This is a genomic window from Acinetobacter lwoffii (assembly GCF_022967985.1).
Taxonomy (GTDB): Bacteria; Pseudomonadota; Gammaproteobacteria; order Pseudomonadales; family Moraxellaceae; genus Acinetobacter.
The window spans coordinates 1-596 of record NZ_JALJVC010000056.1; the positions used below are offsets into that span (position 1 = coordinate 1).

The following is a 596-nucleotide window of genomic DNA, read 5'->3' on the forward strand; positions in this document are numbered from 1 at the left end:
CTTTTTAGAAAACACAAAAAGACCGACCTGCAATCTGCAGATCGGTCAAGTGCCTGGCAACGTCCTATCCTCACAGGGGGAAGCCCCCAACTACTTTCGGCGTTCAAGTGCTTAACTTCCGTGTTCGGCATGGGAACGGGTGTGACCACTTGGCTATCGTCACCAGACGACGGGCTCGCGCCCTCAAAACTGAAGTCATCAACAAGCATCTGCTAGAACAAGGCCTCGACCGATTAGTATCACTCAGCTCCACATGTCGCCATGCTTCCACCCGTGACCTATCTACCTCATCGTCTCTGAGGGGTCTTTCTTGATTACTCAAAGGGAAATCTCATCTTGGAGGGGGCTTCATGCTTAGATGCTTTCAGCATTTATCCCGTCCGCACGTAGCTACCCAGCGATGCTCCTGGCGGAACAACTGGTACACCAGCGGTGCGTCCATCCCGGTCCTCTCGTACTAAGGACAGCTCTCCTCAAATTTCCTGCGCCCACGACGGATAGGGACCGAACTGTCTCACGACGTTCTGAACCCAGCTCGCGTACCGCTTTAATGGGCGAACAGCCCAACCCTTGGGACCTACTCCAGCCCCAGGATG

Annotated in this window: 2 rRNA genes; both read right to left on the minus strand. The window is 54.4% G+C overall.

What is annotated here, in order from left to right:
• Positions 1 to 51: 51 nt before the first annotated feature.
• A 5S ribosomal RNA gene (rrf, locus tag MWG72_RS15455) occupies positions 52 to 167 on the minus strand.
• A gap of 46 nt (positions 168 to 213) precedes the next feature.
• Positions 214 to 596: ribosomal RNA gene (locus MWG72_RS15460) — 23S ribosomal RNA — on the minus strand; the annotation flags it as partial.